Genomic DNA, 22083 nt, shown 5'->3' with positions numbered 1-22083 from the left:
GGAGACTTTTCGGAAAGAGGTGTTCGCATGGACGTCGGGCTCAAGCGCGAGCTGGAGGAAAAGGTCCGCTCCGGTGAGCGGCTGACCCGCGAGGACGGCATCGCGCTGTACGAGTCGGACGACCTGGCCTGGCTCGGCGGCCTCGCGCACGAGGTGCGTACCCGCAAGAACGGCGACGTGGTGCACTTCAACGTCAACCGTCACCTCAACATGACCAATGTGTGCACCGCGTCCTGCGCCTACTGCTCCTTCCAGCGCAAGCCGGGGGAGAAGGACGCGTACACGATGCGCATCGAGGAGGCGGTGAAGCTCGCCAAGGCGATGGAGTCGGACAACCTGACCGAGCTGCACATCGTCAACGGGCTGCACCCGAACCTGCCGTGGCGCTATTACCCGCGTTCCCTGCGCGAGCTGAAGGCCGCGCTGCCGCACGTGTCGCTGAAGGCGTTCACGGCCACGGAGATCCACCACTTCGAGACGATCAGCGGCCTGTCGGCGTCCGAGATCCTCGACGAGCTGATCGACGCGGGCCTGGAGTCGCTGACCGGCGGCGGCGCGGAGATCTTCGACTGGGAGGTCCGGCAGCACATCGTCGACCACCGCACCCACTGGGAGGACTGGTCGCGGATCCACCGGCTGGCGCACGAGAAGGGGCTGAAGACCCCGTGCACCATGCTCTACGGCCACATCGAGGAGCCCCGGCACCGGGTGGACCACGTGCTCAGGCTGCGTGAGCTGCAGGACGAGACCGGCGGCTTCCAGGTCTTCATCCCGCTGCGCTACCAGCACGACTTCGTCGACATGAAGGACGGCAAGGTCCGCAACCGGCTCCAGGCGCGCACCACGATGGCGACCGGCGCGGAGGCCCTCAAGACCTTCGCGGTCTCCCGGCTGCTGTTCGACAACGTGCCGCACGTCAAGGTGTTCTGGGTGATGCACGGCGTGCAGACCGCGCAGCTCGCGCTCCAGCACGGCGCCGACGACATGGACGGGTCGGTGGTCGAGTACAAGATCACGCACGACGCGGACAACTTCGGCACGCCGAACAAGCTGACCCGTGACGACCTGCTGGAGCTGATCCGGGACGCCGGCTTCCGCCCGGTGGAGCGCAACACGCGCTACGAGATCATCCGCGAGTACGACGGCCCGGACGCCGGGCGCCGGGAGTCGCCGCAGCCCATGCGGGTGTGAGCCCCTGGGCGTGACGGGGGCGCGGTGAGGCGGGCCGCCGGGCGGGTATCCGTCCGGCATGGCCGCCTCCAGGGCGCGGGCCGCTCACTCTCCCGAGGACGCCTGCACGGCCGAGCCGTTCGTCCCCCGGCACGCGGACCTGGCCGCCCTGCGGGTGGCCGCCGCGGGGTGCCGGGGCTGCCCGCCGCACCGGGACGCCACGCAGACGGTGTTCGGCGCGGGGGACGCCGGCGCGCGGGTGATGCTCGTCGGCGAGCGGCCCGGCGACCAGGAGGACCGGCAGGGCCGGCCGTTCGTCGGTCCGGCCGGGAAGCTGCTGGACCGGGCGCTCGCCGAGGCGGGCGTCGACCCGGGCGAGGCGTACGTCACCAACGCGGTCAAGCACTTCGAGTTCACCCGCTCCGAGCCCCGCAAGCGCCGCATCCACAAGCCTCCCGGTCTGCGCGGGATGTCGGCGTGCGGGCCCTGGCCGGCGGCCGAGCCGGCCCTCGTCGAGCCCGAGCTGATCGTGGTGTTCGGCGCGACGGCGGGCAAGGCGCTGCTGGGGTCCTCCTTCCGGGTGACCGAGGTGCGCGGCACGGTGCTGGAGCACGAGATCCACGGCCGGCCGGAGCGGCTGGTGCCCACCGTGCACCCTTCGTCGGTGCTGCGCGCCGAGGACCGGGAGGGCGCCTACCGGGGGCTGGTGTCGGACCTGGGGGTGGCGGCGCGCGCGCTGGCGTAGGGCTCTCGCGTCGGCGTTGGTGTCCTGCCGGGGCCGGTCGGACCACGGCGGGTCCTTGCCCGCCGAAGATCATCGCGTAATGGGTACGATAGTGACATGCCCCTTACCTTCACGCTGGACCCCTCCGTCGACCGTGCCCTGCGCGACGGCCTCCTCGACCTGTGGACGGAGGTCACGGACGCGGGCGGGGCGGTCGGCTTCGTGGCGCCCGCGCAGCGCGAGGCGATACGCGCCGAGCTGGTGAGGCACTTCGTGGCGATGGCCGAGGGCCGCACCCGGCTGCTGGTCGGCCACGACGAGGAGGGGCGGGTCGCCGCGACGGCGTTCCTGACCGCCAACACCCACCGGCTGATGACCCACTGGCTGTGGCTCTACACGGTGATGGTCCACCCGCGCCACCAGGGCAAGGGATACGGCCGGGACCTGCTCGCGGCGGCGGCCGAGGCGGCGCGCGGCGTCGAGGGCGTCGAGGCGATCCGGCTCACCTGCCGGGGCGGGCTCGGTCTGGAGCGCTTCTACGCGTCCTGCGGCTACAAGGAGGTCGGCCGGGTGCCCGGAGCGATCCGGGTCGCGCCGGGCGACGACCGCGACGACGTGATCATGCTGCTGCCGCTGGCCTGAGTCACTGGGCTCGGACCCGAGCATTTGTCCGCCTTGGCACCCCCGTGCGGGAACGGTCGCCGGTCGTGCTTCACTGGACGGTGCCCCTTTGGCCTCCTTCGGAACGGAAGAGTGGATTGAGATGCTCCGCTACACGCTGATGCGCCTCGGGATCTTCGTGGGCTGCCTGGTGGTGGTCTGGGGCCTGGTCTACGCCGGGATCGTGCCGAGCGGACGCAACGGTTCCAACAGCCTGTGGATCCCGCTCCTCGCCCTGGTGATCTCGGCCCCGATCAGCTTCGTCGTCCTGCGCAAGGAGCGGGACCGGGCGTCGATCCAGGTCGCCGCGCGCGTGGACCGGATGAAGGCGAACATGGAGGCCAACGCGGGCGTCGAGGACCTGGCCGACGACCGGACGCGGGCGCAGAGCCAGACGTCCTGACGCCGTGATCCGGCCGGTTCGGCCGGGAACGGCCGTTCGCGGGCCTCGCGGCCGGCGCCGCGAACCGTAGGCTTGCGCGCATGGGTGCCGTGAAGACCAGGCGGATGCCGCGGGCGGTTCGTGAACAGCAGATGCTCGACGCCGCCGTGCGGATCTTCGGCCGGCGCGGCTACATGGCCGCGTCGATGGACGAGATCGCCGAACTGGCGGGCGTCTCCAAGCCGTTGGTCTATCTGTACCTGAACTCCAAGGAAGACCTCTTCAGCGCCTGCATCCGCCGCGAGGCCGCGGCGCTCACGGAGGCGGTCCGCGCCGGGGTCCGTCCCGGCCTGCCCGCGGACCGCCGGCTGTGGGAAGGGCTGCACGCCTTCTTCACGCACACCGCGCGGCATCCGGACGGCTGGGCGGTGCTGCACCTTCAGGCCCGCACCCACGGTGAGCCGTTCGCGGCCGAGATCGCCGCTATGCGCGAGGGGCTGGTCGCGTTCGTGACGCGGTTGATCGCCGACGCCGCCAGAGGGACGCACCGCGACCCCGATCTGCCCGAGCGCGAGGTCGCCGGACTCGCGGAGGCCCTGGTCGGCGCTGCCGAGTCCCTGGCCGCCTGGGCCAACACCACCGAGGGGGTCACGGCCCGCCAGGCGGCGGCCACCTTGATGAACTTCGCCTGGGCGGGCCTGGGCGACCTCATGGAGGGCCGGCCCTGGACACCGCCGCCCGCCGCCCGGGACCGGTGAGCCTTCCCGCCGCCCGGGACCGGTGAGACTGCCCCCCGCTCAGGCGGGCAGTGGCAGCACCTCGCCCGTCAGATGGGTCCGGCGCCCGTCGGGCGAGCGCACCTCGAAGCGGCCGACGCCGTCGGCGGCGTAGGCGACCTCGCCCGGCAGCAGCACGGGAGCCCGGAACCGGGTCCGGACCAGGGCCGCTTCGGGGGTGCCGTGGGCGGCGAGGCAGCGGGCCACGGTCCACATGCCGTGCGCGATCGCCCGGGGGAAGCCGAACAGGCGGGCGCTCACCGGGTGCAGGTGGATCGGGTTGCGGTCCCCGGACGCCGCGCCGTAGCGGCGCCCCAGGTTCCCGGGCAGACGCCACCGGTCGGCCTCGGGCAGCGGTCCGTGCCGCTCCTCGGGGGCCTCGGCCGCGGTGCCTTCGGTGCGGTGGCGGGCCAGATAGGTGCTCGTCGACTCCCACACGACCTCGCCGTGTTCCCGTAGGCCGGTGACGACGACGGCCTCCGTGCCCCGCCGGTGCGGCGCCAACCCGGCGACGTGCACGGTGAGTTCATACGTGCCGGTGGCGGGCAGGGCGGTGTGCCGGGTGATGTCGATCGAGGTGTGGACCAGGCCGAGCAGCGGCAGCGGGAAGTCGGCGCCGCTCATCAGGCGCATCGCCAGCGGGAAGCCGAGCACGTGCGGGTAGGTGGCCGGCAGCGCGTCCGCGCCGGTGGCGAAGCCGCACACGCGCTCGTAGGCGGCGAGCCGGGCGGGGTCGGCGCGGACGGACGGCAGCGTGAGCCGGGCGTGCGGGAACGGGGCCCTCGGGCGGGGCCGCTTGAAGGGGGAGCGCAGGGCGCCCCGGGCCAGCAGCGGGGCGAGGGCGGGGGAGCGGGACAGCAGGACGGTGGGGGCGGCGGGGCCGGCAGGGCCGGTGGACGGGCCGGTGGGGCCGGTGTCGGTCATCGTTCACGCCCCCAGCAGGCTCTGGCCGCAGACGCGGACGACCTGGCCGTTGACCGCGCCCGAGGCGGGGTGGGCGAGCCAGGCGGTCGTCTCGGCGACGTCGACGGGCAGGCCGCCTTGGGCGAGGGAGTTCATCCGACGGCCCGCCTCGCGGATGAGCAGGGGAACCGCGGCAGTCATCTTCGTCTCGATGAACCCGGGCGCGACCGCGTTGACCGTCACCCCGTGTTCGGCCAGCGCCCGGGGCGCGAGGGCGCGGACCAGGCCGGCGACGCCCGCCTTGCTCGCGCCGTAGTTGGTCTGCCCGGCGTTGCCCGCCAGGCCCGCGATGGAGGCGGTGGCCACGATCCGGCCGCCGGGCCGCAGTGTGCCGGCGGCGAGCAGCGCGTCGGTGGTGCGCAGCACGCTCGCGAGGTTGACCTCCAGCACCGCGCTCCAGCGCTCGGCGGGCATGTTGACCAGCCGCCGGTCGCGGGTGATGCCCGCGTTGTGGATCAGCACGTCCAGGCCGTCGGGCAGCGCGGCGGCGATCCGCTCGCCCGCGTCGGCGGCCGTGATGTCGAGGGCCAGCGCGGTGCCGCCGAGGCGTCCGGCGACCCGGCGGGCGTCCGCGTCGGCGGCCGGGACGTCCAGGACGACGACGTGGGCGCCCTCGCGGGCCAGGGTCTCGGCGACCGCCTCGCCGATGCCGCGCGCGCCGCCGGTGACCAGCGCGGTGCGTCCGGCCAGGGGGCGTTCCCAGTCGTCGGGTGCGGTGACCTCGCCGGCCGCGACCTCGATCACCTGGCCGCTGAGGTAGGCGGACCTGGGGGAGAGCAGGAAGCGGAGGGTGGACTCGGCGGCGGCCGCGTCGGTGAGCCGCACGAGGTTCACCGTCCTGCCCCGGCCGATCTCCTTGCCGAGCGAGCGCGTGAAGCCCTCCAACGCCTGCTGGGCGGCGGCCCGGTGGTGGTCGCCGGCGTCCAGCGGGGCGCCCAGCACGAGGACGCGGCCGCTCGGCGTCACCGCCCCGACCGCCGGGTGGAGCGCGGCGTGGACCTCGCCGAGCGCGTCCACGTCCCGGACCCCGGTGGCGTCGAGGACCACGGCGGCGGTCCCGGCGGCCTCACCGGCCCCGGCGGCGGCCGGAACCGCGTCGGTCACCTCAAGTCCCGTACGGGCCAGCACCGGTGCGAGATCCAGCTCCGACTTCCCGGCCGTCAGGTGCAGCAGCCGGCCGTCGAGCACGGGGGACTCCGGTGACCAGCGGCGCAGCACCGCGGGCCGGGGCAGCCCGAGGCGGCGGGACAGGAAGCGGCCGGGCGCGGTGCCGGTGAAGCTCAGATAGCGGTCGGCCATGTGCTGTCTCCCACAGGTTCACATTTGCTGACTCTGAAGTAAGGTTACCGGCGGTAATCTTACGTCACGGGTGAGGAGCAGGTCGAGATGAGTCCCCTTGCACCGCCGCGGGCCCGCCGGGTGGCGGTCGTCGGCGGCACGCGCGTCCCCTTCGCCCGCTCCGACGGTCCGTACGCCACCGCCTCCAACCAGCGGATGCTCACCGCCGCCCTCGACGGCCTCGTCGAGCGGTACGAGCTGACCGGACCGGGCGCGGTGGGCGAGTTCGTCGCCGGCGCCGTCCTCAAACACAGCCGCGACTTCAACCTCGCCCGCGAGACCGTGCTCGGCTCGAAGCTGGACGCGCGCACACCCGCCTACGACATCCAGCAGGCCTGCGGCACCGGGCTCCAGGCGGTGATCGCCGCCGCCAACAAGATCGCGCTCGGCCAGACCGAGTCCGCGGTCGCGGGCGGCGCGGACACCGCGAGCGACGCGCCCCTGGGCGTGAACGACACGCTGCGCCGCATCCTCCTGGAGGCCCGCCGCGCCCGGTCGGCCGGCGCCCGGCTCAAGGCGCTGGCCAAGGTGCGCCCCGCCCACCTCGTCCCCGACATCCCGCGCAACGCCGAGCCGCGCACCGGCCTGTCGATGGGCGAGCACGCCGCCGTGACCGCCCGCGCCTGGGGCGTCTCCCGCCAGGCGCAGGACGCGCTCGCGGCCGCCAGCCACCGGCGTCTCGCGGCGGCCTACGAACGGGGCTTCTTCGAGGACCTGGTCGTCCCCTTCCTGGGGCTCGCCCGCGACCAGAACCTCCGCCCCGACTCCACGCCCGACAAGCTGGCCGCCCTCGCACCGGTGTTCGGCCTCGACGGGCCCGAACCGACCATGACGGCGGGCAACTCGACCCCCCTGACGGACGGCGCGGCCACCGTGCTGCTGGCCTCCGAGGAGTGGGCCGAGGCCCGCGGCCTGGAACCGCTCGCGTACCTGACGGCGTACGAGACGGCGGCCGTCGACTTCCCGCACGGGGACGTGGCGGACGGCGAGGACGGGCTGCTGATGGCGCCGGCGCACGCGGTGCCGCGCATGCTGGAGCGCGCCGGGCTGGGCATCGAGGACTTCGAACTGGTCGAGATCCACGAGGCGTTCGCCTCCCAGGTGCTGGCCACCCTGGCCGCCTGGGAGAAGCGCGGCCTCGCCCCGGTCGACCGCGACCGCCTCAACGTGGCCGGTTCGTCCCTCGCCACCGGCCACCCTTTCGCGGCGACCGGCGCCCGTATCGTGGCGACGCTCGCCAAGCTCCTGGCCGAACGCGGCGGCCCCGGCCGCGGGCTGATCTCCGTCTGCGCGGCGGGCGGCCAGGGCGTGACCGCGATCCTCGAACGCCCCTGAGGGCCCCGCGCGACCCGGCGGGCCGCGGGGCCGCCGCGAGACTGCACACACCCGGCCCCGGACCATCTCCCGTTGCGCCCCGGTCCCGCACGAACCCCTCACGAGCGCGCCGTACGATCCCGGTTGCAACCGGCGGTAACACCCAGGCCCGCACAGCCGCGCACCTCCGGTGAACGACCCGGTACGCACGGCGCGTACCCGATGCGGCGAAGCAGCCCCGCTGTCCCCGCCGCAGGCTTCAGGAGCTGCCATGCCCATCTCGTACTCGTCCGCCCCCGCCGTGCCGCCGTCCGACCCGGAGCACGGCCACGGCCTCGACGGCGGCCAGGGGGGCGCCGCTCCGCACACCCGGCGGCTGCACGGCGAGGTGCGGGAGGCGTACGTGCCGCCGCTGGTGGCGCGGGTGACGCACGGCTCGCTCGCCGACCTGCCGTTCGAGAACGCGGCCGCGGACCCCGGCCGGCCGGTCCTGAGCCGCCGCGCCGCCGGCGGCCGGTGGACGCACGTCACGGCCGAGCGGTTCGCCGGCCAGGTGCTCGCCCTGGCCAAGGGGCTGATCGCGGAGGGGCTGGTCCCCGGCGACCGGATCGCGGTCATGGCGCGCACGACCTACGAGTGGACGCTGCTGGACTTCGCCGCCTGGGCGGCGGGCCTGGTCACGGTCCCCGTCTACCCCACCTCCTCCCTCTTCCAGGTCCGCTGGATCCTCCAGGACTCCGGCGCGGTCGCCCTGGTGACCGAGACGGCCGGGCAGGCGGCGGCCCTCGGCCCGGAACGCGACCGCCTGCTGGACCTGCGCCACATGTGGGTCGTCGACAGCGGGCACCTGGACCGACTGGCGGAACGGGGCGCGGCGGTCCCGGACCAGGAGATCGACGTGCGCCGGGGCGTCCTCGGCCCCGACACCCTGGCCACCCTGATCTACACCTCGGGCACCACCGGCCGTCCCAAGGGCTGCGCGCTCACCCACGGCAACTTCCTGGCCGAGGTCGACAACGCCGTCGAACTCCTCGCCCCGGTCTTCAAGGCCAAGGACGGCGAGGAGCCCGCCACCCTCCTGTTCCTGCCCCTGTCGCACGTCTTCGGCCGCATGGTGGCGATCGCCTGTGTGCGCGCCGGGGTACGGCTGGGCCACGCGCCCAGCCTGACCGCCGAGGACCTGCTCGCGGACATGGCGAGCTTCAGGCCGACGTTCCTGCTGGCCATCCCGTACATGCTGGAGAAGATCTACAACAACGCGCGGGCGACCGCCGAGCGCGGCGGCCGGGCGGCCTCCTTCGACCGCGCCGCCGACGTCGCCCGCCGCTACGGCGAGGCGGTCGAGGCCCGTCAGCGCGGCTCGGGCCCCGGCCCCGGCCGCGCCCTGAAGACGGCGCGCGCCTTCTACGACCCCCTCGTCTACCGCCGGATCCGGGGCGCGCTCGGCGGCCGGCTGCGCCACGTCATCTGCGGCGGCTCCCCGCTGGGCCACCGCCTGGCCGCCTTCTACTCCGGCGCGGGCGTCGAGATCTACGAGGGCTACGGCCTGACGGAGTCCACGGGCGCGGCGACGGTGACACCGCCGCACCGGCCCCGTCTCGGCACGGTGGGCTGGCCGCTGCCGGGGACGCGGGTGCGCATCGCCGCGGACGGCGAGGTGCTGCTGAGCGGCGGCCAGGTGTTCCGCGGTTACTGGGACCCGCACGCCGGCGGGGTGGTCCCGGCCACCCACGAGGGCTGGTTCCCCACCGGTGACATCGGCCGCCTGGACGACGAGGGCTATCTGACGATCACCGGCCGCAAGAAGGAGATCCTGATCACCGCGGGCGGCAAGAACGTGGCGCCGGCCCCACTGGAGAACTGGCTCCGCCAGCACCCGCTGATCTCCCAGTGCATGGTGCTCGGCGACGGCCGCCCCTACGTCTCCGCCCTGATCACCCTGGATCCGGAGGGCATCACCCACTGGCGCCGGATGAACGGCAAGCACCCGGTGCCGGCGGAGCTGCTCGCCGACGACCCCGAGCTGGCGGCCGTGCTGCAGCGGGCGGTGGACGAGGCGAACAAGCTGGTCTCGCGGCCGGAGTCGATCCGCCGCTTCGCCGTCCTGCCGGTGGACTTCACGGAACAGGCCGGCCATCTGACCCCGTCCATGAAGCTGCGGCGGCAGGCGGTCATGCGGGACTTCGCGGCGGAGGTGGAGGGGCTGTACGCGAGGTGAGGGGCGAAGGCCCCCGGGAAAGGGCAGGAGCCCCGTTGCCTTGCGGCGCGGGGCTCCTTGGGTACTGCAATCAGATCGGTTACTGCGCGCGGGACGCTCAGACCGGGGTGACGTTCTCCGCCTGCGGGCCCTTCGGGCCCTGGGTCACGTCGAAGGACACCTGCTGGTTCTCTTCGAGAGAGCGGAAACCGCTGGCGTTGATCGCGGAGTAGTGAACGAAGACGTCGGGGCCGCCGCCTTCCTGGGCAATGAAGCCAAAGCCCTTTTCGGCGTTGAACCACTTCACGGTTCCGGTAGCCATAAGCCCTCCTTGGGCTCAAAGGGTCGCCCTGCTCCAGAACCTGCAAATGTGAAAACGAGATCGCCGCACAACTGCATACGTCTGAAAACGACCAGAGCCCGCGGTTACATGCTCCGCAGGCTCTGTACTGCAAGGGAAACCAAAACTGCAACTTGATGAAGACCCTAGCATGTGGGCCCCGGAACGCAATAGAGGTCAAGATCACGTCACCCGGATGTTTGAAGGTTCTGGCTAGAACCTCACGTAGAGGAATCGACAGAAGTCGGCGTACCGGGCGGCCGAGCGGGTGACCGGGTGCGGCACAGGGGTGCGAGCGCGGCGCCCGCAGGGGTCGGCGGCCGCCCCGGCCCGGCCGGGGTCTAGTCTCGCGATGTGGACAATTCTCGCACCCGGCCGCGCGTCGGCCACATCCAGTTCCTCAACTGCCTGCCCCTGTACTGGGGGCTCGCGAGAACCGGCACGCTCCTCAACCTCGAGCTCACCAAGGACACTCCGGAAAAGCTCAGCGAGCAGATCGTGCGGGGGGACCTCGACATCGGTCCGGTCACCCTGGTGGAGTTCCTGAAGAACGCCGACGACCTGGTCGCCTTCCCCGACATCGCGGTGGGCTGCGACGGCCCGGTGATGTCGTGCGTGATCGTCTCGCAGGTCCCGCTGGACCGGCTCGACGGCGCCCGGGTCGCCCTCGGGTCGACCTCCCGCACCTCCGTCCGCCTGGCCCAGCTGCTGCTGTCCGAGCGGTACGGGGTGAACCCGGACTACTACACCTGCCCGCCCGACCTGAGCCTGATGATGCAGGAGGCGGAGGCGGCGGTCCTGATCGGGGACGCGGCCCTGCGGGCCAACCTGCACGACGGGCCGCGCTACGGCCTCGACGTCCACGACCTCGGACAGCTGTGGAAGGAGTGGACGGGGCTGCCGTTCGTCTTCGCGGTCTGGGCGGCGCGCCGCGACTACGCGGAGCGGGAGCCGTTCATCACCCGCAGGGTGCACGAGGCCTTCCTCGCCTCCCGCGACCTGTCCCTGGAGGAGGTCACCAAGGTCGCCGAGCAGGCGGCCCGCTGGGAGTCCTTCGACGAACAGGTCCTGGAGAAGTACTTCACGACGCTCGACTTCAGCTTCGGCGGCCCGCAGCTCGCGGCGGTCACGGAGTTCGCCCGGCGGGTCGGCCCGACGACGGGCTTCCCGGCGGACGTGAAGGTCGACCTGCTGCGGCCGTAGGGCCACCGCGGTACCGCCCGCGGGCACCACCCCGTGGTGATGCTCGCGCGCATCACCCGTGGACGGGGCCCGCCGCGGATGTACGGGGATATATAGGGGAGCGCGGGAGCAGGGGGCGGCGGGCCCCGCGGCACTACCCTGCTGGGAGTACGGCGTTACGGGGGAGGGGGGACGCCATGCAGCCGCTCGCGCAGGACGAGCCCGCCGCCGTGGGGCCCTACCGGCTGCTCGGCCGGCTGGGCTCCGGCGGCATGGGCCGGGTGTATCTGGGCCGCAGCGCCGGCGGCCGCACGGTCGCGGTGAAGATCGTGCACCCGCACTTCGCGCTGGACGAGGAGTTCCGCGCCCGTTTCCGTCGCGAGGTGGCCGCCGCGCGGCGGGTCGGCGGCGCCTGGACCGCGCCGGTGCTGGACGCCGACCCGGAGGCCCCGGTGCCCTGGGTCGCCACCGCCTACGCGGCCGGCCCCTCCCTCGCGGCGGCCGTAGCGGACGCCGGACCGCTGCCCGCGCACTCCGTACGGGTCCTGGCCGCGGGCCTCGCCGAGGCGCTGGCGGCCGTTCACCGGCTGGGCCTGGTGCACCGGGACGTGAAGCCGTCCAACGTGCTGCTCACCCTCGACGGCCCCCTGCTGATCGACTTCGGCATCGCCCGCGCCACGGACGGCACGGCGTCCCTGACCTCGACCGGCGTCTCGATCGGTTCGCCCGGCTACATGTCGCCCGAGCAGATCCTCGGCAAGGGCGTCACCGGCGCGGCGGACGTCTTCTCGCTCGGCGCGGTGCTGGCGTACGGCGCGACGGGGCGGCCCCCGTTCGCGGGCGACTCCTCGGCGGCGCTGCTCTACAAGGTCGTCCACGAGGAGCCGGAGCTCGACGCGCTGGGGGACGGCGAGTTGGGGCGGCTGGCCCGGGAGTGCCTGGCCAAGGACCCCGCCGCCCGCCCCGCGCCCGGCGAGATCGCCCGCCGCCTCGCTCCCGGCGGCACGGCCTCTCTGGTGGCCGGCGGCTGGCTCCCCGGCCGCCTGGTCGAACAGGTCAGCCGCGGCGCGGTGAGCCTGCTGAACCTGGAGGCGGCGGAGCCGGGCGCCTCGGGCGACCCGGTCTCGGGCCCGCTCGGCTTCGGCACCCCGTCGGTCACGCCCACGGGAGCGGCCGGGGGGAGCGCTTCGGCGCCCAGAAGTCCGGAGTCGCGGGGCGAGTTCGGCCCGCCACCGGAGATGCCGGCCGCTCCGCCGTACTTCCCCGGGCAACGGAACGCCCCGGACGCCTCGGCCGTCCCGGATGCGCCGGGACCGTCGGGCACGCCCGGCGGCCCGGGCGCGTCCGGCGATCCTGACGCGCCTGGCGGTCCGGGTACGTCCGGTGGCCCGGGCGCGTTCGGCGGATCGAAGGGTGACTCCGGCGCAGGTCCTGGCACAGGTCCTGGCACCGGTTCCGGCCGGTTCTCCGTCACCGTGGCGGCCGGCTCGACGCCCGGCAGCGGCGGCCGGGGCCGCCGGATGAGCTGCAGCGTGGTGCTCGCCGTCGCGGGCGCCCTGGCGGTGGCGACGACGCTGGGCGTGGTGCTGCTGAAGCCGTTCGACCACGGCTCGGGCGGCGGCGACGCGAGCGGCGCCCGCCCCTCGGCGGCGGCGACCGCCGGCGCGGTGCCCACACGTTTCCTCGGCACCTGGCGCGGCGACGGCACGGTCACCGCGGTCGGCGAGGACTTCCCCGGCGGCACCTTCGAGGTCGTCGTCCGCCAGGCGGCGCCCGGCGGTGTCGTCGGCTCGGTCACCCAGACCGACGGCGCCGGCGGCACCTGCGTCGACGTCCTCACCCTGAAGTCGGCCACCGACGAGCAGTTGGTGGCGACCGGCCGGGGCAGCGCGGACAACCCCTCGCACTGCGTCCCCGACGCCCATGTGGTCCACCTCCGCCCGGATGCCGGGGACGCCCTGGACTTCACCTCGGAGGACCCCAAGGCCGGCAACCCGAAGGCCACGCTGGAGAAGGTGGACTGATCGGCATGGACGCGGCCCTGTATCGGGTGCCCCGAGCCCCTGGCGTAGCCTGGGTTCAGTCCGTTCATGACCTTTACGAACCTTGCGAAGGGGACGCTGGTGACCGAGAAGGCCGACCTCACGTCTGTTGATGTCACAGCCGTCCTCGAGCGTGCCGCCGCCGGCGGGCGCATCACCCCCGAGGAAGCGCTCGCCCTCTACCGCGACGCGCCCCTGCACGCGCTGGGCGCCGCCGCCGACGCCGTGCGCCGCCGGCTGTACGCGGGCACCGAGCACATCGCGACGTACATCATCGAGCGCAACATCAACTACACGAACGTGTGCGTCACCGCGTGCAAGTTCTGCGCCTTCTACGCCGCTCCCAAGGACACCGCCAAGGGCTGGACCCGCGACCTCGACGACATCCTGCGCCGCTGCGCCGAGACCGTCGAACTCGGCGGCACCCAGATCATGTTCCAGGGCGGCCACCACCCGGACTACGGCGTCGAGTACTACGAGAAGCACTTCAAGGCCATCAAGGACGCCTTCCCGCAGCTGGTCATCCACTCCCTCGGGGCCTCCGAGGTCGAGCACATGGCCCGCATCTCCGGAGTCTCCGTGGAGGAGGCCATCACCCGCATCCACGAGGCGGGCCTCGACTCCTTCGCCGGCGCCGGCGCCGAACTCCTGCCCGAGCGCCCGCGCAAGGCCATCGCGCCGCTGAAGGAGTCCGGCGAGCGCTGGCTGGAGATCATGGAGACCGCGCACCGGCTGGGCGTGGAGTCCACCTCCACCATGCTGATGGGCACCGGCGAGACCAACGCCGAGCGCATCGAGCACCTGCGGATGATCCGCGACGTCCAGGACCGCACCGGCGGCTTCCGCGCCTTCATCCCGTACACCTACCAGCCCGAGAACAACCACCTGAAGGGCCGTACGCAGGCCACCCTCTTCGAGTACCTGCGGATGATCGCCGTCGCCCGCCTCTTCCTCGACAACGTGCGCCACATCCAGGGCTCCTGGCTGACCACCGGCAAGGACGTCGGCCAGCTGACCCTGCACTACGGCGCCGACGACCTGGGCTCGATCATGCTGGAGGAGAACGTCGTGTCCTCCGCCGGCGCCAAGCACCGCTCCAACCGGATGGAGATCATCGAGCTCATCCGGAAGGCGGGCCGCGTCCCGGCCCAGCGGGCCACCACGTACGAGCACCTCGTCGTCCACGACGACCCGGCGAACGACCCGGTCGACGACCGTGTGATGTCGCACATCTCGTCGACCGCGATCGCGGGGGGCACGGCCCACCCGGAGCTGAAGCTGCTCGCCTCCAACTGAGCCTCGGCCCAGCCACCGCGAGACACCGACACCACCTGAAGTCACCGACCGAGCGACAGTGCTGACGATTCATACGGCGGACGAGGTCCGCACCGGTCCGGGCGCCGATCCGGTCGAGGGCGGCGCCGTGGCCGTCGAGGGCGACCGGATCGCCGCGGTGGGGCCGCTGGCCGAGCTGACCGCGCGGTTCCCGGCGGCCCGGGTGCGTTCCTGGCCCGGTGTCCTCGGGCCGGCCCTGGTGCACGACGGCCCGGTCCCCGACGCCCCGTCACCCCGCGAGCGCATCCACGCGGTGCTCAAAGCGGGCGCGGCCGCCGTGCTGGAACAGCATGTGGACTCGCCCGCGCTCCGTGCCGCCGCCGAGCGGAACGACGTCCTGGTCCTCGCCTCCCGTACGGCTCCGCGGCCGGCCCTGGTACCGGCCGGCCGCGCCGACCTGGCCGTCTTCGACGGCACCGGCGCCTGTATCGCCACGGTCTGCGCGGGACGGCTGGTGCACCGCCGCCGGTGATCCGGTGACGGGAGGATGCGGTGGCCCGTAGCCCTGTGGGTCCGTACGCCCGTGGGCCGGTGGGCCCGTAGGCCCGTAGGCCGGTGGGGCTGCTGGTCCGCTGAGGGGGTGCCGGGTGCCCCGGCCCGCTCACCCCGCGAAGGCCCGCGCGAACGCCCCCTGTTCCTGCGTCACCCCGCTGCAGTCGGTCGCGGCGTCCTCCCGTCCCGGAGTGCCCTTCGCGCACTGCCGGTCCCGGAAGGTGGCCCACATCGACACCCAGGCGACGCCCCTCCCCTCGGCGAAGGAGCGCACCTGTGCGGCGTCGGCGAGGGTGAGGGTCTCCCCGGCGATGTCGTTGGCGCCGATCATCGAGGTGAGCGCCATGCCCCGCCAGGCCGCGGCGTCCGAGAGCCCGAAGACCTTCTTCAGCTGGGCGTGTGCCGCCTTCGCGGCGGTGACGGCGTAGCCGCCCATGTCGCCGGTGTACGACTCGCCGTAGTTCATGGTCATGATGTCGACGGTGGAGACCTGGACGTCGTACTGGTTCGCGGACGCCAGCAGCGCCAGCCCGTCGGGGTCCAGTCCGTCGGGCATGACGGGCAGCGTGAAGGAGACCTCCAGGCCCGGGCGTTCCTTCTGCAGCCGTGCGATCGCCCGGGAGCGCAGGGCGACGGAGGCGGCGTCGCCCAGCGCGTCGCCCTCGACGTCGAAGTCCGCCTGGGTGGAGCCGGCCGCGTCCAGCGCCCGCCCGTACGCCGCGGCGAGCGCGGACTCGCTGCCGCAGACCGCCGCCAGCTCCTTGCCTGAGGCTCCGCCGAAGGACACCCGCACCGTGGCGCCGGACTTCTTCAGCGCCTGGATCCGTGACGTCACCGCCGGGTCGCCGATGGCGTCGTCGCCGTTCCATTTCGGGGTGCAGCCGGAGCCGTCGGAGATGACGAAGGCGAGGTTGTACGTCGTCGGGGAGCCCGCCGAGTCGGTGCCGGACGCCGATGTGGCGCTGACGTAGGGGGCGTAGGACGTACTCGACCCGCCCGATGACGGGGCGGTGGGCGCGGCGGCGCCGGCCGCCGAGGTCCGGGGAGCGGCGGAGTCCTCGTCGGAGGCGGCGCCGGAGCCCGAGGAGCAGCCCGTCGCGGCCAGGGCGAGCAGGCAGGTGATCCCGGCCGCCGATTTCAGAAGACTCCTCATGTGCGCATGCACCAGCTCTCGTGACGTCCGTCTCGAAATCGGGGCGGAACGGAATTCCGGACCGGAAATGTCTCACATCCGGTGACGTCGGCGGGGCGGGTGCGCGGCATGGACCACACCTGGACGAACCTGTGCCGGACTGGTCGACTGCCTGATCAGTACGGGTGGTTCGGTTGCGGGTCGTCGCATCCGGTCCGGTGGGGCCTCTTCCGTTCTCCCGGTGAAGAGACCGGTTCCCGCTCTTTTCACGGGCGGCTCACAAGAACTGTGCGGGAGCGCACGAAAAGCCTTCCTGATGTCCGGGGAATGCGTTCCGATCCCGCCGATCCCGTCATCGAGAGCCGCGCCCCCGCGGGGCGCGGGGGCCGTCGTCGGCGTCGGCGCGCCGGGGCCGGCGAGGGACCCGTCTTCGTCGACACCTCCGGACGCCGGTCGAAGGTGCTGCGCCGGATCGGTCTCCTCGTCGGGTTCGTGTGCCTGCCCGGCGGGACCGCTCCTTCGACACCCTCCGGGCGCTCGCCCTCGTCCGGGTCGTCGCCCACCACGCCTTCAGCCGGCCCCGGGCCGGGATGGTCCTCCCCGCCGACCGTGGTGGTCGTGCTGTCGCTCGCCGCGATCGGCTACGGCGGCTGGTACGCGTTCGCCCACCGGGCCGGCGCGGGGACGGACGACCTCGACGAGATCCCGCTCGCGCAGGCCTTCTGGTCGGCGGGCTCCGTCACGCTGCTGATGCGGGCGAAGGAGCACTTCCGCGTCGACATCGCCCGCCTCGCCCGGTTCCGACGGCTCGACCGGATCGTCACCGTCTTGAACGCGCGCGCCGTGACCGTCCACCTCTGGCACGAGATCCCGCTGGTCCTGGCGGTGCCGCTGATCGACCGGCTCTGGGACGTGCCTGCCTTCGAGAGGTATCTGCCGCTGGACAGCCAGTGGTTCCTGTTCGGCGTCGACTGGGTCCCGATCTGCGTGTTCGTGCTGCTGTGCGGGTGGGTGGAGGACGTCGCGGCGCGGGAGAAGCCGAGGCTGCTGCCGTGACGCCGTACCCCTGCCTGCCACAATGGGCTCGTGACCCGCGCATCCCTGGAGAAGCAGCCGCACGAAGTCGCCTCGATGTTCGACGGCGTGGCGGAACGGTACGACCTGACCAACGACATCCTGTCCCTCGGACAGGACCGGCGGTGGCGCAAGGAGGTCGCCAGAGCGGTCGACGCCCGGCCGGCGCAGAAGATCCTCGACCTCGCCGCGGGCACGGCCACCTCGTCCCTGCCCTTCACCCGGGCCGGCGCCTACGTCGTCCCCTGCGACTTCTCCCTGGGCATGCTCCAGGTCGGCAAGCGGCAGCACGACTGGCTGCCGTTCACGGCCGGCGACGCGACCAGGCTGCCGTTCAAGGACGACACGTTCGACGCCGTCACGATCTCCTTCGGGCTGCGCAACGTGCGGGACTTCGACACGGCGCTGCGCGAGATGCACCGGGTGACCCGGCCCGGCGGACGCGTGGTGATCTGCGAGTTCTCGCACCCGACATGGGCGCCGTTCCGCACCGTCTACACCGAGTACCTGATGCGCGCCCTGCCGCCGGTGGCGCGGGCGGTCTCCTCCAACCCCGACGCCTACGTCTACCTCGCCGAGTCCATCCGCGCCTGGCCCGACCAGCCGGCGCTGGCCGGGCATCTGCGCGAGGCCGGCTGGACGAAGGTGGCCTGGCGCAACCTCAGCGGCGGCATCGTCACCCTGCACCGGGGCTTCAAGCAGGGCTGAGCGGGCACGGGTTCGCCAGGGCCCGCGGGGCGGCCCGTCAGCCGGGTGATCACCACCGCTGAATAGACTGCCCATGTCCAGTGCCGGTCGGCACGCAGACTTTTCGACCTTGGGGAGATCCCGCCGTGACCGTCGTGACTGAGCCCCTCTCCGACCCCCTCACCGGGAACACCGCCGATGTGATCGTCGTCGGCGCGGGGCCGGCCGGCTCCACCACCGCCTACCACCTCGCCCGGGCCGGCCTCGACGTGCTCCTGCTGGAGAAGACCGAGTTCCCGCGCGAGAAGGTCTGCGGCGACGGCCTCACCCCGCGCGCCGTCAAGCAGCTCGTCGCGATGGGCATCGACATCTCCGAGGAAGCGGGCTGGCTGCGCAACAAGGGGCTGCGCATCATCGGCGGCGGCGTCCGGCTCCAGCTGGACTGGCCCGAGCTGGCCTCCTTCCCCGACTACGGACTCGTTCGCAAGCGCGACGACTTCGACGAGCAACTCGCCCGGCAGGCCCAGAAAGCGGGCGCCCGGCTGTACGAGCGCTGCAACGTCAGCGAACCCATCGTCGACGACCGCACCGGCCGCATCACCGGAGTGAAGGCCAAGCTCGGCGAGGAGAAGCGCGAGGTCACCTTCCACGCGCCGCTCGTCGTCGCCGCCGACGGCAACTCCACCCGCCTCTCCCTGGCGATGGGCCTGCACCGCCGTGAGGACCGCCCGATGGGCGTCGCGGTGCGCACGTACTTCACCTCGCCGCGCCACGACGACGACTACCTGGAGTCCTGGCTGGAACTGTGGGACCGGCGCGGCCCCCAGGACCGCCTGCTGCCCGGCTACGGCTGGATCTTCGGCATGGGCGACGGCACCTCCAACGTCGGTCTCGGCGTCCTCAACACCTCGGCCGCCTTCAAGGAGCTCGACTGGCGCGAGATCCTCAAGGCCTGGTGCGCCTCGATGCCCGCGGACTGGGGCTACACCCCGGAGAACATGACCGGCCCGATCCGCGGCGCCGCCCTGCCCATGGCCTTCAACCGCCAGCCCCACTACACGCGCGGCCTGCTCCTCGTCGGCGACGCCGGCGGCCTGGTCAACCCCTTCAACGGCGAGGGCATCGCCTACGCCATGGAGTCCGGCCAGCTGGCCGCCGAGGTCATCGTCCAGGCCCACTCCCGGGCCACGCCCGCCCAGCGCGAACTTGCCCTCCAGCGCTACCCGCGCGTCCTGAAGGACACCTACGGCGGCTACTACACGCTGGGCCGCGCCTTCGTGAAGCTCATCGGCAACCCGAAGGTCATGCAGATCGCCGCCCAGCGCGGTCTGACGCACCCGGTGCTGATGAAGTTCACCCTCAAGCTGCTGGCCAACCTCACCGACCCGACGGGCGGCGACGCGATGGACCGCATCATCAACGGCCTGAGCAAGGTGGCGCCCAAGGCGTGAGCCGTGCCCGGGAGCGCCCCGGCACCGTGACGACGCGAGGTCGGCTCAGTTCCTGAGCCGACCTCAGTCGTGTCGCCCGGCAGGCTTGTGGGGCACCCGCGGGGAAAGCGGGTGGAAAGGGACTGGGCGCCCGCGCCCGAAGCGCTCCGGCCGGACGGAAGAGCGGAAGGGCGGATCCGGCGATGCCGGAAGGGCCGCTGCCCCCGAGCGGCTGCGGCCCTTCACCCCGTACGGCTCCGCGGTGCCCTCAGAGCACCCGCACCGCGCCGGTCGGCGGATCGTACGACAGCGGCCTCTCCACGACGCCGCTGGAGGGGTTCTGCGCGCCGACGAACATACCGTCACCGACGTACACCGCCACGTGGTACGCGCTGCCCGCGCCGCCCCAGTAGAGGATGTCGCCCGGCTGGAGGTTGGACAGCGACACCTGGGTGCCGGCCGTCGACTGGTCCTGGGAGACGCGCGGCAGGTTGATGCCGACCTGCTTGAAGGCGGTCTGGACCAGGCCGGAGCAGTCGTAGGCGGACGGACCCGTGGCGCCGGAGACGTAGGCCTTGCCGATCTGCGACTTCACGAACGAGATGACCGCGGCGGCCGAACCGGTCGCCGTGGAGTCGCTCGTGGAGCTGCTGCCGCCGGAAACGGAGAGAGAGGCGGATCCGGAGCCGGACCCGCCGTCGTCGCCGGAGCCGGTCGAGTAGGCGGCGAGCTTGACGCGCTCGGTGCTGCGCGAGGCGCGCTCGGCGGCGGCCTTGCGGGCGGCGGCCTCGGCCTTCTTCTTCGCGGCCTCGGCCTTCTTCTTGGCCTCGGCGAGGTCCGACTTGGCCTGCTTCGCGGCCTTCGCGGAGGCCGCGTCGCGCTCGGCCTGGAGCTGGTAGTTCGCGGCGGCCTGCTGCGTGGCGTCCGCGGACTGGGCGACCTGGGCGGCCAGGTCGGCGGTGAGCGTGGGCAGTTCGAGGGTCTGGGTCACGGGCTCGGCGGCGTTGGCCGACGAGGCCGACGCACCGGCCACCGCCAGGGTGCCCAGGACGCCTCCGGCAACTCCGGCCCGCATCGCGATTTTCGACGCGCTACGGCGGGGCTTCCGGTGGCTGCGTATGTGAGCGGTGTGGGACATGGGAACAACGGGTACCAGGGGCTCCTTCATATCTTCAAGAAACGTGTCCTGCGACACATTTGCTCAATGAGGGGTGCGAACGCCGGGCGTGTCGCCCTTTATTGACGCCACAACGGACATACGGGGCACTGATGATCATGCCTGTGATCATGGTCTTTCGCTGTTACGTCCGAATTGCCCCACGCCTACCACTGGTTGAGACCGTTGGCCAAGCCCGGTTCTCAGAGTCCTCTCATGGATGTGGCGGAGGTCACGGAACGGTCACCGCCCCGCCCTGCGTCCGCGCGTCCGACTCCGGTCGCGGTCAGGGCGGACGACTTGTCCGCTCGGAGCCTGAAATCCCCTTTGTCTCCTTGGGCCCGTCAGTCTCGGCCGCGACAGCCGTCGGTGGGGGCTCCTGGTGGCCTCGTGGGGTGGTCGCGTGGGGTGGGTGCTGCGGGGTGGGTGACCCGAGAGTGTGATCCGGGGGAGGCGGGGCCGGCGGCCCGCTGGAGGCCCGCTGGAGGCCGGCCGGGGGTCGGCCGGGGGTCGGCCGGGAGTCGGTCAGGGGTCGACCGGGGGCCGGTCAGGGTCGGCCGGAGCCGACTGGGGCCGACTTCGGGTCGGTCGGGGTCGGCCGGAGCTGACTGGACCCGGCTTGAGGTCGGTCAGGGGTCGGCCGGGGTCGATCGAGCCGGCTGGGATCGATCGAGCCGGCCGGGATCGATCGGGTCGGCCGGGGTCGGACGAGGGTCGGGCCGGGGCGACCGGAGGATGACCGGGCGCCGATCGGGGGGTGCGACCGGGTGCCGTTCGGGGGGTGCGGCCGGACGCCGATCGAGGGTGCGACCGGGTATCGCTCGGGGGCCCGGCCGCGTCTCGACGGCGCTTGTGAAGAGGTGAACGTGTCCACTTCCGGTTCCGCCGTCCCTCCGATGTGTGAAAAGCGGCCCTATATCAAGGTCTTGACGCCCACTGCCACTTTGCGCCGGACCGCAGTCATCTGATATTGCGCACCCCCTCCGACCTGCAAAGACGAAGTCAAATGTCACTTTTCGTGATCGCTCGTGCGCTTCCCGTGCGAAGATCGCAGCTCATCCGACTTCATGATCCTTCGTCAGGTGGTGGAGATCACAAAGCTTGTGGAATACCCCGTGTCGCAGATCACAGAGTCACGGGCATAGGATGCCCTGCAGTTGGGCTTGTGACCTGCTTCACATGTTCCCGATCTTCGCCGGGACGAGCGGGGGTGGTGGGACGGATGAGGCGGCTGTGAGCGCAACCTCCCCCAAGGTCTCGGCTCCGTTCGACCAGGGGGGACCCCCATGCAGTCAGTGCCGACTGAGAGGAGCGAGGAGCGGTGAACGCTTATGCGCCCATCCTCGTACTGGGAGCCCTCGGGGCAGGCTTTGCGATCTTCTCCGTGGTCATGGCCACGCTGATCGGACCGAAGCGGTACAACCGCGCCAAACTCGAAGCCTACGAGTGCGGCATCGAGCCGACCCCCACGCCGGCCGGCGGCGGGCGCTTCCCCATCAAGTACTACCTGACGGCGATGCTCTTCATCGTCTTCGACATCGAGATCGTCTTCCTCTACCCCTGGGCCGTCACCTTCGACGCCCTGGGTGTTTTCGGGCTCGTGGAGATGCTGCTCTTCGTGCTCACCGTCTTCGTCGCCTACGCGTACGTATGGCGGCGCGGCGGCCTGGAATGGGACTGAGGGGCCAT

The 22083-nt window shown here is 72.6% G+C and carries 19 protein-coding genes and 1 pseudogene; 15 read left to right on the top strand and 5 right to left on the bottom strand.

The features are described from left to right. Positions 1 to 27: 27 nt before the first annotated feature. From mqnE to ACH5A8_RS20240, 5 genes are all read left to right on the top strand, one after another. Positions 28 to 1191 carry an aminofutalosine synthase MqnE gene (gene mqnE / locus ACH5A8_RS20260; RefSeq protein ID WP_399003752.1) on the top strand — a complete coding sequence of 388 codons (1164 nt, stop codon included), beginning with the start codon at positions 28 to 30 and terminating at the stop codon, positions 1189 to 1191. 58 nt (positions 1192 to 1249) lie between these two features. Next, positions 1250 to 1915 carry a UdgX family uracil-DNA binding protein gene (locus ACH5A8_RS20255; protein WP_399003750.1) on the top strand — a complete coding sequence of 222 codons (666 nt, stop codon included), beginning with the start codon at positions 1250 to 1252 and terminating at the stop codon, positions 1913 to 1915. Positions 1916 to 2011: 96 nt separating this feature from the next. Next, positions 2012 to 2536 carry a GNAT family N-acetyltransferase gene (locus ACH5A8_RS20250; RefSeq protein WP_399003748.1) on the top strand — a complete coding sequence of 175 codons (525 nt, stop codon included), beginning with the start codon at positions 2012 to 2014 and terminating at the stop codon, positions 2534 to 2536. Between the two features lie 121 nt (positions 2537 to 2657). Beyond that, on the top strand, positions 2658 to 2957 hold the full coding sequence (locus ACH5A8_RS20245) for a DUF4229 domain-containing protein (protein WP_399003746.1): 300 nt from the start codon (positions 2658 to 2660) through the stop codon (positions 2955 to 2957). A gap of 80 nt (positions 2958 to 3037) precedes the next feature. Next, a complete protein-coding gene (locus ACH5A8_RS20240; protein ID WP_399003744.1) occupies positions 3038 to 3694 on the top strand; it encodes a TetR/AcrR family transcriptional regulator in 657 nt (218 codons plus the stop codon). 39 nt (positions 3695 to 3733) lie between these two features. Here the strand turns inward: ACH5A8_RS20240 and ACH5A8_RS20235 are convergent, their stop codons facing one another. Together ACH5A8_RS20235 and ACH5A8_RS20230 are read right to left on the bottom strand one after the other, a co-directional pair. Beyond that, entirely contained in the window at positions 3734 to 4636 is a 903-nt protein-coding gene (locus ACH5A8_RS20235) for a MaoC/PaaZ C-terminal domain-containing protein (RefSeq protein ID WP_399003742.1), read from the bottom strand. A gap of 3 nt (positions 4637 to 4639) precedes the next feature. After that, positions 4640 to 5974, bottom strand: a complete 1335-nt coding sequence (locus ACH5A8_RS20230) for a 3-oxoacyl-ACP reductase (RefSeq protein WP_399003740.1) — start codon at positions 5972 to 5974, stop codon at positions 4640 to 4642. 87 nt (positions 5975 to 6061) lie between these two features. Between ACH5A8_RS20230 and ACH5A8_RS20225 the strand changes: the two genes are divergently transcribed. Continuing rightward, positions 6062 to 7348, top strand: a complete 1287-nt coding sequence (locus ACH5A8_RS20225) for an acetyl-CoA C-acetyltransferase (protein ID WP_399003738.1) — start codon at positions 6062 to 6064, stop codon at positions 7346 to 7348. Between the two features lie 250 nt (positions 7349 to 7598). Next, on the top strand, positions 7599 to 9545 hold the full coding sequence (locus tag ACH5A8_RS20220) for an AMP-dependent synthetase/ligase (RefSeq protein WP_399003736.1): 1947 nt from the start codon (positions 7599 to 7601) through the stop codon (positions 9543 to 9545). 97 nt (positions 9546 to 9642) lie between these two features. Here ACH5A8_RS20220 and ACH5A8_RS20215 read toward each other — a convergent pair whose 3' ends face one another. Further along, positions 9643 to 9846 (bottom strand): cold-shock protein, encoded by a 204-nt coding sequence (locus ACH5A8_RS20215; RefSeq protein ID WP_003992177.1) that lies wholly within the window; start codon positions 9844 to 9846, stop codon positions 9643 to 9645. Between the two features lie 372 nt (positions 9847 to 10218). Here ACH5A8_RS20215 and ACH5A8_RS20210 point away from each other — a divergent pair, with 372 nt between their 5' ends. From ACH5A8_RS20210 to ACH5A8_RS20195, 4 genes are all read left to right on the top strand, one after another. Continuing rightward, on the top strand, positions 10219 to 11067 hold the full coding sequence (locus ACH5A8_RS20210; RefSeq protein ID WP_399003734.1) for a menaquinone biosynthetic enzyme MqnA/MqnD family protein: 849 nt from the start codon (positions 10219 to 10221) through the stop codon (positions 11065 to 11067). Between the two features lie 176 nt (positions 11068 to 11243). After that, a complete protein-coding gene (locus ACH5A8_RS20205; protein WP_399003732.1) occupies positions 11244 to 13070 on the top strand; it encodes a serine/threonine-protein kinase in 1827 nt (608 codons plus the stop codon). Between the two features lie 99 nt (positions 13071 to 13169). Continuing rightward, complete coding sequence (gene mqnC, locus ACH5A8_RS20200) at positions 13170 to 14384, top strand: cyclic dehypoxanthinyl futalosine synthase (protein WP_399003964.1); 1215 nt, start codon at positions 13170 to 13172, stop codon at positions 14382 to 14384. A gap of 58 nt (positions 14385 to 14442) precedes the next feature. Continuing rightward, a complete protein-coding gene (locus ACH5A8_RS20195) occupies positions 14443 to 14895 on the top strand; it encodes an imidazolonepropionase-like domain-containing protein (protein ID WP_399003730.1) in 453 nt (150 codons plus the stop codon). Positions 14896 to 15024: 129 nt separating this feature from the next. On the opposite strand, the gene ACH5A8_RS20190 is transcribed toward ACH5A8_RS20195, so the two are convergent. Continuing rightward, positions 15025 to 16068: a chitinase gene (locus ACH5A8_RS20190; RefSeq protein ID WP_399003729.1), complete on the bottom strand. Its 1044-nt coding sequence runs from the start codon at positions 16066 to 16068 to the stop codon at positions 15025 to 15027. 582 nt (positions 16069 to 16650) lie between these two features. Here ACH5A8_RS20190 and ACH5A8_RS20185 point away from each other — a divergent pair. The 3 genes and pseudogenes from ACH5A8_RS20185 to ACH5A8_RS20175 all read left to right on the top strand — a co-directional run. Further along, a pseudogene (locus ACH5A8_RS20185) lies at positions 16651 to 17103 on the top strand (acyltransferase); the annotation flags it as partial. A gap of 30 nt (positions 17104 to 17133) precedes the next feature. After that, complete coding sequence (locus ACH5A8_RS20180; protein ID WP_399003727.1) at positions 17134 to 17829, top strand: demethylmenaquinone methyltransferase; 696 nt, start codon at positions 17134 to 17136, stop codon at positions 17827 to 17829. 125 nt (positions 17830 to 17954) lie between these two features. After that, on the top strand, positions 17955 to 19259 hold the full coding sequence (locus ACH5A8_RS20175) for a geranylgeranyl reductase family protein (RefSeq protein ID WP_399003725.1): 1305 nt from the start codon (positions 17955 to 17957) through the stop codon (positions 19257 to 19259). A 247-nt stretch (positions 19260 to 19506) separates the two neighbouring features. On the opposite strand, the gene ACH5A8_RS20170 is transcribed toward ACH5A8_RS20175, so the two are convergent. After that, positions 19507 to 20376: a C40 family peptidase gene (locus ACH5A8_RS20170; RefSeq protein WP_399003723.1), complete on the bottom strand. Its 870-nt coding sequence runs from the start codon at positions 20374 to 20376 to the stop codon at positions 19507 to 19509. Between the two features lie 1339 nt (positions 20377 to 21715). Here ACH5A8_RS20170 and ACH5A8_RS20165 point away from each other — a divergent pair. Beyond that, entirely contained in the window at positions 21716 to 22075 is a 360-nt protein-coding gene (locus ACH5A8_RS20165) for an NADH-quinone oxidoreductase subunit A (RefSeq protein ID WP_007383963.1), read from the top strand. Positions 22076 to 22083: the final 8 nt, after the last annotated feature.

The sequence above is a fragment of the Streptomyces sp. NPDC018610 genome, from assembly GCF_044391765.1.
Lineage (GTDB): Bacteria > Actinomycetota > Actinomycetes > Streptomycetales > Streptomycetaceae > Streptomyces.
The sequence above is the reverse complement of the archived record's forward strand: the minus strand, read 5'-3'. Positions and strand labels throughout refer to the sequence as shown.

Bases quoted from the DNA above. Each gene is read 5' to 3' on its own strand.
- ACH5A8_RS20250 (WP_399003748.1), top strand. From the start codon at position 2,012: ATGCCCCTTACCTTCACGCTGGACCCCTCCGTCGACCGTGCCCTGCGC.
- mqnE (WP_399003752.1), top strand. From the start codon at position 28: ATGGACGTCGGGCTCAAGCGCGAGCTGGAGGAAAAGGTCCGCTCCGGT.
- ACH5A8_RS20240 (WP_399003744.1), top strand. From the start codon at position 3,038: ATGGGTGCCGTGAAGACCAGGCGGATGCCGCGGGCGGTTCGTGAACAG.
- ACH5A8_RS20220 (WP_399003736.1), top strand. From the start codon at position 7,599: ATGCCCATCTCGTACTCGTCCGCCCCCGCCGTGCCGCCGTCCGACCCG.
- ACH5A8_RS20255 (WP_399003750.1), top strand. From the start codon at position 1,250: ATGGCCGCCTCCAGGGCGCGGGCCGCTCACTCTCCCGAGGACGCCTGC.
- ACH5A8_RS20235 (WP_399003742.1), bottom strand. From the start codon at position 4,636: ATGACCGACACCGGCCCCACCGGCCCGTCCACCGGCCCTGCCGGCCCC.
- ACH5A8_RS20170 (WP_399003723.1), bottom strand. From the start codon at position 20,376: ATGTCCCACACCGCTCACATACGCAGCCACCGGAAGCCCCGCCGTAGC.
- ACH5A8_RS20245 (WP_399003746.1), top strand. From the start codon at position 2,658: ATGCTCCGCTACACGCTGATGCGCCTCGGGATCTTCGTGGGCTGCCTG.
- ACH5A8_RS20190 (WP_399003729.1), bottom strand. From the start codon at position 16,068: ATGAGGAGTCTTCTGAAATCGGCGGCCGGGATCACCTGCCTGCTCGCC.
- ACH5A8_RS20230 (WP_399003740.1), bottom strand. From the start codon at position 5,974: ATGGCCGACCGCTATCTGAGCTTCACCGGCACCGCGCCCGGCCGCTTC.
- ACH5A8_RS20205 (WP_399003732.1), top strand. From the start codon at position 11,244: ATGCAGCCGCTCGCGCAGGACGAGCCCGCCGCCGTGGGGCCCTACCGG.
- ACH5A8_RS20225 (WP_399003738.1), top strand. From the start codon at position 6,062: ATGAGTCCCCTTGCACCGCCGCGGGCCCGCCGGGTGGCGGTCGTCGGC.
- ACH5A8_RS20215 (WP_003992177.1), bottom strand. From the start codon at position 9,846: ATGGCTACCGGAACCGTGAAGTGGTTCAACGCCGAAAAGGGCTTTGGC.